The organism is Veillonella seminalis (assembly GCF_003992065.1).
Classification (GTDB): domain Bacteria; phylum Bacillota; class Negativicutes; order Veillonellales; family Veillonellaceae; genus Veillonella_A; species Veillonella_A seminalis.
The window spans coordinates 217,273-232,316 of sequence record NZ_RQUZ01000001.1 but is presented as its reverse complement, the minus strand read 5'-3'; the positions used below and the strand labels follow the sequence as shown (position 1 = coordinate 232,316).

Genomic DNA, 15,044 nt, shown 5'->3' with positions numbered 1-15,044 from the left:
TGCTCCCTTATAGTTTAATTAATCGAAGGTTGAATTCTTCCGGCGGAATCAATAAAGACGTCATTCGTTCAGCCAGTTCTTTATCTTTAGTAAAGCAAAAATCCAATGTACCCTTAGTTGTCTGCGGGTTCATCAAGTTATGAGACTCCAATACATCTTTGACTTCTTGGGCCGTTTCATACGACGGATCGATGAACGTCTTCTCGCCGCCTGTCATGTGCTGCATCAAGTCCGTTAAAAACGGGAAGTGAGTACAACCCAACACAATCGTATCGGCTCCATGAGCTATAATCGGGTCCAAATACTCCTGTACCGATGCATGAATCACATGATCATCCAAATGCCCTTGTTCAATTAAATGAGCCAAATCAGGACAAGCCTGTTCCCACACGGAAATCTGAGGATCAAGCTCTAACGCTTCTTCCTTATGTTTGTGACTTTCAATCGTAGCCTTCGTAGCCATAACTGCAATCGACTGAGTCTGACTCGTATCAATAGCGGTCCGCACGCCCTTCGCAACCCCTACAACAGGGTAATCAAAGGTAGCCTGCAATTCATCCAAGGCTACCACGGAAAATGTATTGCATGCAACAACTGCCATTTTGACAGGTACCTCAGCTAAAAAATGACCGATATTCATAGCAATCTGACTGATTTCATGCTTAGGCCGATTGCCTACCGGATTATTAGCGTTATCGCCAACGTAAATAAAATCTTCATGGGGAAACATCCGGCGCAACACGGCTAATACGGTTAATCCCCCGATACCGGAGTCGAATACTCCGATAGGCCGCTTGGCGACCTCCGAACCGGCTACTTTACTCATGACTCTTTCTCTCCTTTATGGTGCGACTGATAGGCTCATAATAGGTATCGCTCAAACGAATTACCTTCCCCGTTGCCTTATCAGTAAACACATTCTGTGTCTCACCGGTTGCAATCAACGCACCATCCGCTTCACGTACGATTCGATACGTAAAAACACATTGAGCTCTTGTTACTTTGGTCGGCGTTACTTCAACGGTCAACACATCATCAAAACGTGCCGGCTCTTTATATTCGCAGGCCACTTTCGTAATCGGGAACACAATCCCGTCATTCATCATATCCCACAGGGTAATGCCACAGGCTCTGAAAAACTCAACCCGGCCTAACTCAAACCATCGCAAGTGATTGGTATGGTGAGCTACTTCCATCATATCAGTTTCATAAAATCGTACCTGCAATGATGTGGTAAACATATACTCATTTCACCTCTCATTACTATAAAATAATTCACCCTTCATTGTACGCCACCTACCGGTGGCTGTCAAACTATTGTAAGCCGCCATGGCCTAAAGCAATGCAGTCTGCTTTAGTAATCGGATCATCCGCTGCAAGGCGTGGCAAGAACACATCAAATGCGGTCGGTTTACTGAATAAAACGCCGCCCGGCAAGCCCACAAGCGGTGTCCCGTCGCCCATATAAGCAATGCACACCATGGAACCGGGTAATACCGGCAACCCGTATGTTACTACTTGAGCGGCACTCTTGGCAATAGCCCCCGGCGTTAAATCATCGGGATCTACACTCATGCCGCCGGTACAGAAAATAATATCGGTGCCGGCTTCTTTCACTGCTTTAATAGCCGTCATAATTTTATCCGTATCATCGATAACGATTTCATGAGCCACAATTTTCATGCCAAACGGTGCCGTCCGTTCTTCAATAATCGGCCGGAAAGCATCTTGAATACGGCCTCGGGCTACTTCAGAACCGGTCGTAACAAGACCGATGCGCTTTCTCACAAACGGTTTAACCGAAAGAAGCGGCTGATTTTGCCAAATCGCTTTGGCCTGTTCCAGTTGCACCTTAGGCAACCATAAAGGAATACAGCGCATACCGGCTAATTTATCGCCTTTTTTAACGGCCGTGTGCGACCATTTTGTCACAATCGTCAGTTCCCCGATGCTGTTAATAGCCTGCAAACGCGGTACATCGATTTTGAGCATGCCGTCCCAAGCGGCAAAAGCCTCAATTTTACCTTCTCGCACATCGGAGGCATAAATACTGTCATTGTCGCATAAAGCATATAAACCGAGAGCTACATCTTCTTCATGCAATTTGTCAGCCAAAGCTGCTTCATCGTCCGGTTCCTGCACGAATACATATTCCTTACCCAATTCTAAAAAGGCCGGAATATCTTCTTCACGAATAACATGACCGCGACGAAACGGCGTATCTTTTACTTCGCCGATTACAATGCGCGCTATATCATGACATAAAACCTGCCCTACAGCCTCTGCGACCGGTACTTTTTTCATAGAACCTCCTTATATTCATTCTGTGACAATTGATTTTTTCAACTATTTATATTTAATTGTGTGTCATTAGAAAGTAATGTATATGGTATCTAAGATCAAATTACTAACTGACCTTTATCAATATTGCAGTCTGAAATTCCGCCACTTCTAATTTTCCCAAACAAACTGTCCACGCACAATAAACTTTTATCTATTTAATTAAGTGTTTAATCCTAATTTCTCTTAAACGCACAAAAGCCTCGGCATATGCCGAGGCTTTTGTGCTTGAGAAAAAAGAGAGAGAGAACATTTGAATCACATTCAAATGTTAAGGGGCTTTGGGGGGTGCCCCGAGATATAACTCTGTGGTTACATCCTGAAATGATTATAGCAAACTGCAAGAAAAAAGTAAACAGTTGTTATGCAAAATTTGCACTTTTTTCATGCAAATTTTTTAAATTTGTCTATCCGGTGCAAACTTTACCTTGCAATACGCCCTTTATCAAAGTCTCAACTCCGACATCAAAAGTCTTATACGCCAAATTTCTTAGCGCGTAAATCGGCATGTGCTTTTTTAAATACGAAAGCATTGCGAATATGTTTGCGCATAGCTTGTTCAGCCGCCTCGCCGTCGTGATTACGAATAGCCGCCATAATTTCGGCGTGCTCCCGATTACAAGAATCGGTACGGGCTTGGTCCATAGTGCTGATATACATATCACGATTTACCATTTCACGGAATTCGCCCAAATAATCCATAATGCGCTCGTTATTCGAGAAGAACGAGATCAAAGTATGGAAACGACTGTTAATCTGCACGCGTTCTTCCGCATCAGTCGTAGCCGAGCCTGCATCACAGAGCGCCTGTAATTCTTCAAGCTGTTCTGCCGTGCAAAGTTCCGCACATAATCGGGCTCCTAAGCCTTCCATCACTTCACGGCACTGGTACATGCCGATAATTTCTTCCGGGGTGTACCCTTTAACGGTAACACCTTTCCAAGGTTTAATGACTACCAAATTATCTTTGGCCAATTTACGAAACGCTTCACGAACCGGGGTGGCACTCACATTAAGCTGTTCCGCAATTTTCACTTCATTAAGCTTTACCTGCGGTTTTAACGCCCCTGTTAAAATGGCTTGTTTTAACGTAACATAAACTTGTTCGCTCAACGGCAAACGACCAATAGAATCAATCGAATTAAGATGATATTCTTCTTGCTTACCCATAGTAAATCCTCTACTTTCACGAATAGCTTTCAGCCTACGCTTTGTAGTGACAGTCAATCTCTAGTATACTATATAGTATAAATACCTTATAATAGATATAACAAGGCAGTATGCTGATTTCTACAGACTATTTTAATCTAATTATAAAGGCAATATCTGCTAAGCGTCAACTAAAATACAAATGGGAGAACATACATGAGTCGCTGTTTAGTTATTATAAATCCTGTCTCAGGTGGAGGCCGTGCCATACAGTATGCTATGGAACTGCAATGGCAGTTGAGCACCCTCTTTGATCATATGGAAATTAAATTTACCACCAAAGCCGGTGATGCCACGCGCTTTGCCAAATATGCTACCGTAAACGGCTACGACTCCGTATTCTGCATGGGTGGCGACGGCACCATCAACGAAACGGTAAACGGTATTGCCCAAGGCGGCGGTACTGCCAAATTCGGATTTGTACCAGTCGGCACAGTTAACGATATGTCGCGAGCCCTCGGCATTCCGCTGGAGCCGTTGGCTGCCATAAGAGCCCTAAAACACAGCAAAATTCGTCACGTGGATATCGGTCGTTGTAACGATCAATATTTTTGTAATAATATTGCGGCCGGCGTCATTCCTAAAGTGGTGGAGGAAGTAACGCCTAAAGAGAAGCAGCTCTTAGGTCCTTTGGCCTATTTCGTAAAAGGCGGCCAAGCTCTTTTTACCACCAAAGATTACAGTTTTCATATTAAAACGGATGAGCATGATTTTACCATTCGTTCACCGTTGGTCATCGCTTTGCTCACCAATGTAGTATCCAGTTTTGAAAAATTCATGCCCCAAGCTTCAGTTGATGACGGCTACATGCGCATCATCATCTTCAAAGAATATTTCATCATGGATATTCTGCGCATCTTACCGCTCATCTTACGCGGTTCGATTTATACATCAAAATATGTAACTATTTTAAAAGTGCGTAAAGCAAAAATTACCTTACTCGATGATATCGAATTGCCTACCAACATGGACGGCAACAAAGGTCCGCTTATGCCGGTTGATCTGGAAGTAATGCCGGGCTTTTTACAAGTATACGTACCAAATAAAAAAAGATAACTGCTGGCAAAACAAAAATGCCGTTTAGCGATAATCGCTAAACGGCTTTGTTTTATTTATATATATTTTATTTACTCATCCACACATGAGGGCAACCCTCTTCGTCGAATACTTTACCCTCCGCCGTGTAGCCGAGATTTTCATAAAAGCCTTTGGCCTGCACTTGAGCCGCCAATTTAGTTTTAACGCCACCCATGACGCGGATAAAATCTTCCGCCGCCAATAAAATTTTAGCACCCAACTGTTGTCCGCGACGGTCTTTCATAACCGCCACACGGCCGATAATAAATGTAGATGCCTCATCTTTAGCACGGAAAAAACGACAGGTACAAACCGGTTCACCTTCCACAAAACCGACCAAATGAGCCGCTTCCGTGTTATCCAACTCGTCAAACTCTTCCTGAAACCCCTGTTCTTCCACAAATACAGCTTGGCGAATCGCTTTGGCCTCATCCGGCAATTCGGAATAAATCTCTACTTTCCACGTCATACTATATACTCCTTAACTATAATTCTACCTGTTATTCTATCTGCAATTCTATCCGGCATTCACTGCCTGGCAGCTGATACTTCAGACAGATATACTTATTTTTTTACTAATTTAGGCAGTTAACTGCTACCGACGCGCGATCTTAATTACCGATTGCGAATCATCGACGGAATAATGCCGATAACACAAAAAGCCATAAATACAATCAAACTGTATTGGATATTATCCAATAAAACGGCCTTGTCCACATTGGCAATAGCGGCTCCGGCCGCCCCGGTATTACGTGCCAAAATAGATGCTACAATAGCCATACTCAGTACTTGGCCGAGCAAACGAACCGTACTGATAACGGAACTGGCCATACCGAAATAAGCCGGCGGTACCGAGCCCATAATCGCATTGTTATTCGGTGCCGAGAACATGGCAAAACCAACGCCCACAATAATTAAGCCGCCGATAATAATCGCCACAGACGTCAGGTTCATAGCCTCCCAAATCACGAGAAGACCTATGGCAATAATTCCCATACCGGTCGAGGCTAACACAGCCGATCCGTAACGGTCCGACAAAGACCCCATAACCGGCGATAAAAGTGCCATAACAATGGATTGAACCAATAAAAACCAGCCTGCCATTTCCGAATTATAGCCCATAATCATTTGCAAATATAAAGACAACAAAAAGCCCACGGCAAATGTAGCACTGTAATTCAACATAGAGGCCAAATTAGAGAACGCAAACGTCTTATTTTCAAGGAAAATACGCACCGGTAACAATGGTTTAGCCACATGGGCCTCATGCCAAATATATATGAGAGTTGTCAAAATACCGGCTCCGAAAATATATTTGGCGGTCGGCGTTTTCACAATCTCCGATAAACCGTACAACCCCATAACCAAAGCGGCAGCGTACAATATTATGCTTACCGGGTTCATATACCCCTGATCTTTATTGATCCACTCTTCTTTCATAAAAAGAATCGTCATGATCACCGCAATCATGCCCAAGAAAGCTATAAAGTAGAATATACTTTGCCAACCGAAACGATAATTTAAAAATCCGCCGATAACCGGTCCCACGGCCAACCCGATATAGACTACAGCGACGTTCATGCCCATGGCCCAACCGCGTCGTTCCGGCGGAAATACCAAGGCAATAATGGCCGTCCCCGTTGAAAAGAGCATAGCTGCCGCAACGCCCTGCAAACCACGCAGAACCATGAGCCAATGAATAGTCGGGGCAAAATGGATGACCAATGAGGTCAACGTAAATAATATGGTCCCGATTAAAAAGACCTTCTTTTTGCCGATTCGGTTACCCAGTTGTCCCATAGGTACCGTAAAAATAGCACAGGTCAATAAAAATGTTTCGATGACCCAGCTAAGTTCAGACGTACCGGCATGAAATTCCCGGCCTATATCCGGTAGCGACATATTCAGTGAACTACCGCAAAACGGTGTCAAAAATGACGCAATCATAACAATGATTAATATTTGATTACTTCTGTTGACAGGCAAATTAAACCCTCCCGACTTCACTGTCAAAACCTATACCCGATTATTACGCAATGAACAAGTTGCCAAATGAGTTAATTATAATAAGTCAGTAATTATAGCCGTTGGCTAAATACGTTAATTACACAATCCGTAATTGACAAACCTGACAGCATTACAAATTAGTAGCAAGTACAAACAGCCATGGAATCAAGTTCAGTATTCGGTTTATTACCGTCCACAAGCAAGGTCAACTTACTAGTGTAAGGGTTCAGCATAAGGCCATGAATCTTAACATCATTAGGAATCAACGGATTTTGACGAAGCTGAGCGACTGCTTTAATTACGTTTTGTTCGGAATGGCAGAAATTATTGGCCCAACGATCCATTTCACAACGAATCATAGTAATTGCTTCCGGCGAAATACCGCGATCAATCATGCGTTTGGACAATTCTTCAGGACAAGTCTTTTCCATGCCGCAATCTTCATGACCGACAATGAAAATTTCCTTGGCTCCCAATTCATAAATACTTACAACCAGACTGCGGATAACATCGCTGAACACATCGGTAATACAGTTACCGGCTACACGAATCACATTCGCATCACCGCGATTGATTCCCATAGTTCGTTCCAATAAATCCACCAAACGCGTATCCATACAGGTCAAAATCGCAATATGACGCTGCGGTGTCTTCGGGGACGGCATCCCCGCTTCACCGTATTCTTTAATAATATCAGCCACATAGGCTTCATTAGCTTTTAAAACTTCATCTAATAATGACATGTTTTGCCACCTCCATAACAGAATACTTCTCACACTATAACTATATCATATTCTTTCGATGTGCGTGGCAAAAAAATTGAATAACTGTAAAAAAATAAGTATTCAGTTATATTATATAATTAACAAAAAATAGCGTAGCTTGCCTACGCTATTTTTAGATTTATTATTTTCCTGGTTTTTAAATATTAACATTAAATATTGTCTTTATAAGCCCGCCGATACGCAAGCAAAACATAATAAGCATTATAAAACTGATTTGAAGGACAAACATGGTTTTTAAAGTATATGCCAATTCGTCCAAGCCATTGTTGCTTTCATCGGCTGATTCGCTTCCGCGGATTAAAATATCTTTGTCATAACCGGACTCCAGATGCAGTCTGAAATTAACGAGCTCCCACACGATGAAATAACTCACGATAATAAGTTCCAACAAATACAAACCTGCATTGACCGCCCAAATAGTTTCAAAGCTGTATCGTTCACCGTACATATCGAATAGAAACATGCTGCTATAACATATCACGATTAACCCTAAAAAAAGCCAACGAAGTTTTGCAATCACAGCACCGTATTTTTTCACAACACTACTCAAACCGACCAGCAGGGCAAACCACAAAACCGTCGCACTACCCATAATAAACTTATAGGTAAAGGCAAGGAATAAAATCGGCGCCAACATATACATACCGACTATACTTAACAAACTATATGCGATCAATTTAGACTTCTCGGAACTTTCCTCATTTCCGACAGTAAACCAAGCCGTGACTATCGCCCAGCCGCCTATGGTGCAAATTATCAAACTTTCAAGGTTTAACAGCTTTTCGGAATTAAACCAGATTGCAGTGCCTATAGGGATTCCCATCACATTAAACATCAGCATAAATAAAAACAGTATGCCCAAGGCGCTATTAATAACCATCTTTTTACTTGGCACTTTTTTAAAATCATCAACATAGAAGAAACACCGTAATAAATCCATATCGAACGCCTCCTTACTTTATCCCCGTATTATCGATACAGTATCCTTTTGTTGCCATAATCATAACAAAGCTGCCGAACATAATGTTGTCCTTGTAAAAAGATTATTCGTTTTGCTTTATGTAGCGTAACTTTCGTGCCCAATTGCTTAATTTTGCCAACTGAATCCGACTATACAAAGTATTTACAAACATAAGCAAAGTTGATAAAATATAAAAAGACATTTGCGGCCGTAGTTCATCGGTAGAACGACGGCTTCCCAAGCCGTAGAGGTGGGTTCGATTCCCATCGGCCGCTCCACCAACTTTATAAATCAAGGAGAAATATTTAAAGCTATTTCAAAACTGACAAGAAGCCGTATACATACTGCGTTTGTTGTTATTTTTATTTAGGCTTGAATATTTCTTCTTTTTTCATTTCATTCAAAAAAAATGGGGGCTTTTTTCATTTTTCTGCCCCTTTTTATGTTGCCCTTTTTGCCGCTCTTGCCCCCTTGGCTACTTTTTCTAATCTTATTATTTATGCAAATATAGTTGATAAAATCCCCATACTATATGGTAAAATAAAGATAATATATCTTCGGCAAAAACTTTTTAGCATTCGTATTTTACACGAAAAAAAGGGGAAGGGTATCACCATGAAACGGTTTTTTATGATCGCTGTACTTTTCATTTCTCTATTTTCAATGGCATCAGCCATATCGTTGGATGAATTACGAAATAATCCGAGCCGTTATCAGCATGTATTTACAGGAGATATATCTGATGAATACATTGATAACACTTCTGTTAAAATCGTTCGCACTAGTCCTCCCTACTATATAATTAACGCTAAGGCATACGCTGTTTATTACAACAATAATACAATCACATTATATGAAAACACCTATTATTTAAACTCTGAACGAAGTTTCAAACGTCTACACGAAATTTATCACGGTAACATTGCAAAAGGATCAGATGCATGGTATAACGATTCCGGCGTAAAATGGCGCCCTCTCGGAGTCGCAATTTACAATTTTGATGGTTCAAAAGTACTGCCTTATACTGCTGCAACCCCTCTCGATTCGATTGATATAATATCAGCCAAACCTACGTCACCGGCTTATATGTCTGGTATGTATGTTTTTTATAAGTCCTATAATGAATATTTTAACGGACCTACAAATCTATTTTAAATAATAAAAAGCACAGACCTTCATCTCGAAGATCTGTGCTTTTTTTATCTATTATATTCTTTATTCTCCGGTCTACGCCACTCGCTTTCGATTCCAAATTTTACGCTTTCGTTGAGCATTCATATACCGAATCCGATACACGATATTTTTCAAAACATTGGCAATCATGATGAGCAACGCCCCTATTAAACCTTGGCCGTCCATGACTTCATCAAGGATGAAGTACGCCAAGATGGCAGCGAATACAGGTTCCATAGAGAAAATTAAGCCCGTACGCGACGGTGACAGATAACGCTGCACAATACTTTGCATAACAAAACAAAAAGCACTGCACACTACGGCAAGGCCCAAAACGGCACCCCACTGCAAACCGGTTTGCGGCAAATGCGGCGTTTCAAAAACATAAGCACTGATGGCACTAAATATGGCGATGGCTCCGAATTGCAATAAACTGGCCGGGAACATATCATCTTCATTAGCCATACGACCTACCACCAGAATATAAACGGCATAACCGAAAGCCCCCCACAAACAGTATAGGGCCCCGATATCTAAAGATAACCCGTCTTTAACGGTAAAGAGCACCAAGCCAACAAAGGCCAACGCAATACTTAATATCGTCAGCATCGGTGGCATCTTACGTGTCCAAATGGCTTCCAAAATCGGTACCAACACAACGGCCGTTGTTCCTAAAAATGCAGCCGTTGATGCAGTGGTATGCTTTAACCCCATAATCGTACCGAACAAGGAACTGTACACCAAAAAGCCCAACACCAAACTTTTTACTACCGTTCGTTTGGTACAAAATTTCAGTGTGCGCAAAAGCAGCGGTAACACACACAAAAAAGCTATACTGAACCGCAACAACATGAGCGTAAACGGATCTACACCGGTCAGTGCGATTTTCATCAATAAATAGGATGAACTCCATGAAAACGTAACAAACAGCATCATTAACTCAGCTTGCTTAACGGACATTTCCAATCTCCTCAATCCATCATAAAACATACACATCAGCGTAAATTCAAATTACTTTAATTTCAATCAAATTCAACAACGACTGGAAGGTTTAATTTGTTCACGCCAGAAATACAACAACATCTCTTTTCATTTCTAGTGTATATCATACGAAAAATAAAAACAAGCCGATTTCATGTGCTTTAAAACCTATTAATTTAATGAGATTTTACCCGTTTCCAAAGTAAAACTGCCATCCTGATTGCGAATTTCCATTTCTTCTTTTTGTGCTTTCAAAGCCGGATCGTTTGGGGTCCCCAACAAGCGACCGTATAAGAAGTGATAGCATACGAAGGCAACCAACGCCACTATGACGGTCAACAGGAACATGTTGGTGAAACCTACGATTTCTTTAACACCACCCAATACATACGGTCCGAAACCGAGGCCGATATCAAGGGCAATAAAATAGGTGGATGTGGCAATCCCGATACGATGGAACGGTACCATTTTTACTACTACGGCTTGTCCGTTGGACATGTACGTGCCGTAACCTAAACCAACAAAAACAGCGGATAATAAAATCATCCACGAAGCATCGGCAAAGGCCAACAACAAAATACCGATGGCCAATGAAATAAAGCATGGATATAAAACATAGTTTTCACCCTTGCGGTCAAAGATTAACCCCAGTGAAGGGCGTGTCAAGGTGATAACTACCGCATAGACAACAAAGAACCAGGTCCCGGCCTGCACCATATTAATATCACGGGTATAGGATGCCATAAAGCCTAAAATACCCGAATAAGCAAAGCCTACCAAAACAGAAATCAAAGTGATGGAGTTGACGCGCGGTTCCAAATAATCGGAAATGCGTCGTCCCGATTCTTCTTTTTTAATAGCTTCACTGAACTGCGGTTCTTCGTATTTCATGCTTACAGCTGCAAGCACACAAAGGATTACGAGACCTACACAGATGGCCACGATTGTACGGAATCTGGTAAGGGATAATAGAAAAATCCCCAAGAAAGGACCGATGGCGGCTGCCAAACTGGTGCTCAAACCGTAATAATTAATGCCTTCACCGCGACGTGCTTTCGGAATTACACTGGCCACAATCGTACTGGTAGCCGTCGACGTAATACCATAGGCAAAGCCGTTAATAAAACGAATGGTATCCAGCACAATCAAGTTTGGAATATAAAAGTACAAAGCCGTTGAGACTAAATAGATACCCAAACCGGTATAAAGCACTTTGCGACTTCCTAAGGTACTTACAAAACGGCCCGCAAATATACGAGCCAAAACGGTACCGATAATATAAATACCTACAGCCAAACCGGCCTGACTGGATGTGGCATGAAGCGTATCTTTTGCCACCACCGCAATAATTACGATCAATAAGTAATAAATTAAAAACACCAATAAATTAATCACTGTGTCCAGCACAAACGGCAGTGTCCACAGCTTCTCTTTGTGAGCCTCCATAGCTAATAGCATCTCCTTGAAAAAACATTGTCATGAAATCGTACGTACTACAGAGGCTAATTATATTCGTTTAAACTATTTATGTAAAATCACAAAATAAAAACTCAGAAATAAATTTTATTAATAACCCCTCGCCAACGCAAAGGTACCGCAATCACTACTTTTATACAAATAACAATTGCGGCATTTTCATTTTATGGTATTAAATTATTTTTCTTAATCATACAATAAACATTCATTTACTTGGCGTTTTACCATAAACCGATTACTTTCCACCAAATGGCACCGATTCCAAGCCATATAATCACATTGACCGTTGTAATTATAAAGCCTAATTGCCACCACTTACCTTGAGATACAAAATCCGCACCATACAAGATAGGTGCAGCCCCACCGCCATAATGAGTCAACGGAATCATCAAATTGGATAACCCGGCCAATGACAAGGCCGCCAACAAAGGCGGTGTCCCAACTGCTACGGCTACTGCCAAGAAAGCTGCATACATGGCACCAATATGTGCCGATACACTGGCAAAGGCGTAGTGAGAATAAACATAAATGATGGCTAGCAAGGCAAACGCAGCCAACCAAGACAATCCGGCCGATAAAATTGCTTCGCCGGCCATAGTAGATACAGCCTTAACAAAGCCTGATTTAGCCAAAGCCCCGGCCAAAGTAATCAAAGACCCCATCCAGAACATGGTGTTCCATGCACCTTTTTCAGCCAAAACATCATCCCAAGTCAGCACACTGAGCAGTAATAATACGCCAACGGCTATCATTGCAACCAATGTAGCATTTAAATGTGTCAATTCGGAGGTAGCCCATAAAACCAAAGCCCCTACAAAGATAACAGCAATTTTAATTTCCATCGGCGACATAGGCCCCATCCGATCCAACTCTTCAATAGCCATAGTCTTAGCATGCGGCATATCTGTTATTTCAGGGGGAAACAATTTATACAACAGATATGGCATAAGTAACAAGGATAACAGACCGGGCACAATGGCAGCTAACGCCCAATTGCCCCAAGTAATCTGAACCCCAATCGTCTTTTCTGCCAGTTCCACAATTAACGGGTTCCCGGCCATGGCCGTCATAAACATGGCACAGGTAATGGCATTCGCTTGATACTCAATCTGCATGATATAAGCGCCAAACTTCCGCGCGGTAGGCCCCGGTTCCGAACCGAGTGCAGACGACAAACTACGAATAATCGGATAAATAATCCCACCGGCACGAGCCGTACTGGAAGGCGTGGCCGGTGAAATGATAAAGTCACTTAATGTAATCGCATATCCCAAGGACAACGAAGATTTACCGATAGCTTTAATAATTAAGAACGCTATACGACGCCCCAATCCAGATTTAATAAACCCGCGAGCCAAAAGGAAAGCACAAATAATGAGCCAGATAGTGCTATTACCGAATCCCGAAATAGCTACACTTGTCGTAATAACACCTGTTAACGCAGCTATTGTTACGCCCAAGAATGCAACCGCACCAATAGGTAACGGCGCCAAAATGAACCCCAAGATTGTGCTCACAAATACGGCAAATAAGTGCCATGCTTGGTCTGTTATACCATTTGGTACGGGTAAAAACCATATAACAACGCCGACTGCTATAGTAATCAAAAGATTACGAATTTGCTTAGAAGACATACTGCCTCCTTTCTATACGTACGTATAAGATAACATCTCATATGTAGCAAATATTATTTGTCATATTTAGCCAATACACGATCAACAAATTGCGGTGCCAAGCCAATATAGTTATGAGGATCTAACATATATTTAATTTCATCATCAGTAAAGGCTTTGGCTACTTCCGGTTCAGCTTTTAAGGCATCAAACATTTGAACTTCTTCTTCATACGCTTTCATACAAGTACGATATACGATTTCATGCGCCGTCATACGACCCAAACGTGGTGCCAAATGCATCATAATACATTCACTCATCATCAAACCACGCAATAAATACAAGTTCTTTTCCATATGTTTAGGATAAATAATCATATGTTCAAAGATATCTTTTGATTTTTCTAAAGCAGCCGCCATAAGATGACAAGCACGTGGAATCGCTTCCCATTCAGACAAGAAGCATCCCCAATCACGTTCATTTTCGCTAACCATGCTTTCTACGATAGACGGTGCAATGCTACGAACATTACGGCAAAGAGCCAATACATTTTCCAATACTTGCGGATTACGTTTATGAGGCATAGTCGAAGATCCAACTTTACCCATAAAGAACGGTTCTTCCAACTCTAAAATTTCAGTACGTTGTAAGGATAAGATTTCATGATTGATGCGACCTAATGTGCCGGCAATCAAGGCTAATGCACTGACAAATTCAGCTTGACTGTCGCGCGCTACATGCCATGCAATAATCGGTACTTCTAAGCCCAAAATGTCCATCATACGAGCCTGTACTTCTAAACCTTTTTCGGGTTGTGACGCTAAAGTACCAACAGCCCCGGCCATTTCACCGACAAAAACTCGAGATTTAATCTCTTCCAAGCGTGCAATGTTGCGACCTAATTCATCAACCCATACACCCACTTTGTAACCTAAGGTAATCGGTAAAGCATGGATAACATGTGTACGACCGCACATAATAGTATCTCTGTGTTCACGCACAATCTTTAAGAGATGTTTTTGACATAGCTTCAAATCACGCAAAATTACATCATATGCATCACGTTGCAACAATACTAAGCCTGTATCCACAATATCTTGACTGGTAGCACCCCAATGAACGAATTCACCGGCATTATTAGGCAAAACAGCTTTAAAGGCTTTTAACAAAGGCACAATTGTAATGGAACTCTTATAGAATTCACCGATAGACGGAATATCAAGCAAATCGGCTTTTGCATATTCATTAATAACATCCGCTTTTTCTTTAGGAATTACTCCTAATTCACCTTGAGCTTTCGCTAATGCAGCTTCTGTATCGAGCCATTTTTGCACCCAAGAACGATCACTGAAAATCTCACGCATTTCATCAGTGCTGAATAATGCTCCATGAATCATACTATCAATTGCAGACGAACCCATA

14 protein-coding genes and 1 tRNA gene are annotated in these 15,044 nt (G+C 41.7%); 3 read left to right on the top strand and 12 right to left on the bottom strand.

The window, feature by feature from the left end:
• Positions 1-7: 7 nt before the first annotated feature.
• The 4 genes from murI to EO126_RS01020 form a co-directional block, all read right to left on the bottom strand.
• Positions 8-826, bottom strand: coding sequence for a glutamate racemase (gene murI / locus EO126_RS01035; protein WP_127007058.1), 819 nt, complete (start codon positions 824-826; stop codon positions 8-10).
• A complete protein-coding gene (locus EO126_RS01030; protein WP_127007056.1) occupies positions 819-1,241 on the bottom strand; it encodes an acyl-CoA thioesterase in 423 nt (140 codons plus the stop codon). The genes murI and EO126_RS01030 overlap by 8 nt, the downstream gene beginning before the upstream one ends.
• Positions 1,242-1,314: 73 nt before the next feature.
• Positions 1,315-2,304: a molybdopterin-binding protein gene (locus EO126_RS01025; protein WP_127007053.1), complete on the bottom strand. Its 990-nt coding sequence runs from the start codon at positions 2,302-2,304 to the stop codon at positions 1,315-1,317.
• A 510-nt stretch (positions 2,305-2,814) separates the two neighbouring features.
• Positions 2,815-3,510, bottom strand: a complete 696-nt coding sequence (locus EO126_RS01020) for a GntR family transcriptional regulator (protein WP_127007051.1) — start codon at positions 3,508-3,510, stop codon at positions 2,815-2,817.
• 195 nt (positions 3,511-3,705) lie between these two features.
• Here EO126_RS01020 and EO126_RS01015 point away from each other — a divergent pair, with 195 nt between their 5' ends.
• Positions 3,706-4,605 carry a diacylglycerol/lipid kinase family protein gene (locus EO126_RS01015; RefSeq protein WP_006555564.1) on the top strand — a complete coding sequence of 300 codons (900 nt, stop codon included), beginning with the start codon at positions 3,706-3,708 and terminating at the stop codon, positions 4,603-4,605.
• 67 nt (positions 4,606-4,672) lie between these two features.
• On the opposite strand, the gene EO126_RS01010 is transcribed toward EO126_RS01015, so the two are convergent.
• From EO126_RS01010 to EO126_RS00995, 4 genes are all read right to left on the bottom strand, one after another.
• Complete coding sequence (locus EO126_RS01010; RefSeq protein ID WP_006555563.1) at positions 4,673-5,095, bottom strand: GNAT family N-acetyltransferase; 423 nt, start codon at positions 5,093-5,095, stop codon at positions 4,673-4,675.
• Between the two features lie 146 nt (positions 5,096-5,241).
• Positions 5,242-6,612: an MFS transporter gene (locus EO126_RS01005; RefSeq protein WP_006555562.1), complete on the bottom strand. Its 1,371-nt coding sequence runs from the start codon at positions 6,610-6,612 to the stop codon at positions 5,242-5,244.
• Between the two features lie 158 nt (positions 6,613-6,770).
• The gene (locus EO126_RS01000) at positions 6,771-7,376 is read right to left on the bottom strand and encodes a beta-class carbonic anhydrase (RefSeq protein ID WP_127007049.1); all 606 of its coding nucleotides are present in this window, start codon (positions 7,374-7,376) and stop codon (positions 6,771-6,773) included.
• Between the two features lie 178 nt (positions 7,377-7,554).
• Entirely contained in the window at positions 7,555-8,358 is an 804-nt protein-coding gene (locus EO126_RS00995) for a hypothetical protein (protein ID WP_127007047.1), read from the bottom strand.
• Between the two features lie 225 nt (positions 8,359-8,583).
• On the opposite strand from EO126_RS00995, the gene EO126_RS00990 reads away from it, so the two are divergent.
• Positions 8,584-8,657 (top strand) — tRNA-Gly (locus EO126_RS00990).
• 337 nt (positions 8,658-8,994) lie between these two features.
• On the top strand, positions 8,995-9,534 hold the full coding sequence (locus EO126_RS00985; protein ID WP_127007045.1) for a hypothetical protein: 540 nt from the start codon (positions 8,995-8,997) through the stop codon (positions 9,532-9,534).
• A gap of 72 nt (positions 9,535-9,606) precedes the next feature.
• On the opposite strand, the gene EO126_RS00980 is transcribed toward EO126_RS00985, so the two are convergent.
• From EO126_RS00980 to purB, 4 genes are all read right to left on the bottom strand, one after another.
• Positions 9,607-10,512, bottom strand: coding sequence for a DMT family transporter (locus EO126_RS00980; protein ID WP_006555550.1), 906 nt, complete (start codon positions 10,510-10,512; stop codon positions 9,607-9,609).
• Between the two features lie 192 nt (positions 10,513-10,704).
• A complete protein-coding gene (locus EO126_RS00975) occupies positions 10,705-11,979 on the bottom strand; it encodes an MFS transporter (protein ID WP_127007043.1) in 1,275 nt (424 codons plus the stop codon).
• A gap of 251 nt (positions 11,980-12,230) precedes the next feature.
• Positions 12,231-13,643 (bottom strand): DASS family sodium-coupled anion symporter, encoded by a 1,413-nt coding sequence (locus EO126_RS00970; RefSeq protein ID WP_127007041.1) that lies wholly within the window; start codon positions 13,641-13,643, stop codon positions 12,231-12,233.
• A gap of 53 nt (positions 13,644-13,696) precedes the next feature.
• Positions 13,697-15,043 (bottom strand): adenylosuccinate lyase, encoded by a 1,347-nt coding sequence (gene purB, locus EO126_RS00965; RefSeq protein ID WP_006555547.1) that lies wholly within the window; start codon positions 15,041-15,043, stop codon positions 13,697-13,699.
• Position 15,044: the final 1 nt, after the last annotated feature.

Bases quoted from the DNA above. Each gene is read 5' to 3' on its own strand.
- murI (WP_127007058.1), bottom strand. From the start codon at position 826: ATGAGTAAAGTAGCCGGTTCGGAGGTCGCCAAGCGGCCTATCGGAGTA.
- EO126_RS01030 (WP_127007056.1), bottom strand. From the start codon at position 1,241: ATGTTTACCACATCATTGCAGGTACGATTTTATGAAACTGATATGATG.
- EO126_RS01025 (WP_127007053.1), bottom strand. From the start codon at position 2,304: ATGAAAAAAGTACCGGTCGCAGAGGCTGTAGGGCAGGTTTTATGTCAT.
- EO126_RS01020 (WP_127007051.1), bottom strand. From the start codon at position 3,510: ATGGGTAAGCAAGAAGAATATCATCTTAATTCGATTGATTCTATTGGT.
- EO126_RS01015 (WP_006555564.1), top strand. From the start codon at position 3,706: ATGAGTCGCTGTTTAGTTATTATAAATCCTGTCTCAGGTGGAGGCCGT.
- EO126_RS01010 (WP_006555563.1), bottom strand. From the start codon at position 5,095: ATGACGTGGAAAGTAGAGATTTATTCCGAATTGCCGGATGAGGCCAAA.
- EO126_RS01000 (WP_127007049.1), bottom strand. From the start codon at position 7,376: ATGTCATTATTAGATGAAGTTTTAAAAGCTAATGAAGCCTATGTGGCT.
- EO126_RS00995 (WP_127007047.1), bottom strand. From the start codon at position 8,358: ATGGATTTATTACGGTGTTTCTTCTATGTTGATGATTTTAAAAAAGTG.
- EO126_RS00985 (WP_127007045.1), top strand. From the start codon at position 8,995: ATGAAACGGTTTTTTATGATCGCTGTACTTTTCATTTCTCTATTTTCA.
- EO126_RS00980 (WP_006555550.1), bottom strand. From the start codon at position 10,512: ATGTCCGTTAAGCAAGCTGAGTTAATGATGCTGTTTGTTACGTTTTCA.
- EO126_RS00975 (WP_127007043.1), bottom strand. From the start codon at position 11,979: ATGGAGGCTCACAAAGAGAAGCTGTGGACACTGCCGTTTGTGCTGGAC.
- EO126_RS00970 (WP_127007041.1), bottom strand. From the start codon at position 13,643: ATGTCTTCTAAGCAAATTCGTAATCTTTTGATTACTATAGCAGTCGGC.
- purB (WP_006555547.1), bottom strand. From the start codon at position 15,043: ATGGGTTCGTCTGCAATTGATAGTATGATTCATGGAGCATTATTCAGC.